The following is a 586-nucleotide window of genomic DNA, read 5'->3' as shown; positions in this document are numbered from 1 at the left end:
TCTCGCCACCGTAGGCCGCACCCAGGTCGGAGGCCTCGCGCCGCGCCATCGCCGCGATCGCCTTGACGCAGGCGATCTTCATTTCCTCGTTGATGCCGGTGGCGCCTACGTCCAGCGCACCGCGGAACAGATAGGGGAAACACAGCACGTTGTTGATCTGGTTCGGATAGTCCGACCGACCGGTGCCGATGATGCAATCCGGGCGCACGGCCTTGGCCACTTCCGGGGTGATTTCCGGATTGGGGTTGGCCAGCGCGAAGATCACCGGCTGGCGCGCCATGCTGGCGACCATCTCCGGCTTGAGGATGCCCGCGGCCGACAGGCCCAGGAAAATATCGGCGCCTTCGACGATCTCGGCCAGGGTGCGCTTGTCGGTGTCACGGGCGTAGCGCTGCTTGTCCGGGTCCAGATCGGTGCGGCCGGTGTGGATCACGCCGTCGCGGTCCAGCGCCAGGATGTTCTCCGGCTTCAGGCCCAGCGAGACCAGCATGTTGACGCAGGAAATGCCCGCCGCGCCCATGCCGGTGGTGGCCAGCTTGACCTCTTCGATCTTCTTGCCGGTGACCACCAGCGCGTTGAGCACGGC

The 586-nt window shown here is 66.2% G+C and carries 1 protein-coding gene; it reads right to left on the bottom strand.

Going from position 1 to position 586, the window contains the following annotated elements:
- The coding region (locus XAXN_RS20050) for a malic enzyme-like NAD(P)-binding protein (protein ID WP_280631829.1) at positions 1–586 on the bottom strand (586 nt) is incomplete at both ends.

Source organism: Xanthomonas axonopodis, assembly GCF_001304695.1.
GTDB lineage: Bacteria > Pseudomonadota > Gammaproteobacteria > Xanthomonadales > Xanthomonadaceae > Xanthomonas > Xanthomonas axonopodis.
This window is presented reverse-complemented; position numbering and strand designations above follow the sequence as displayed.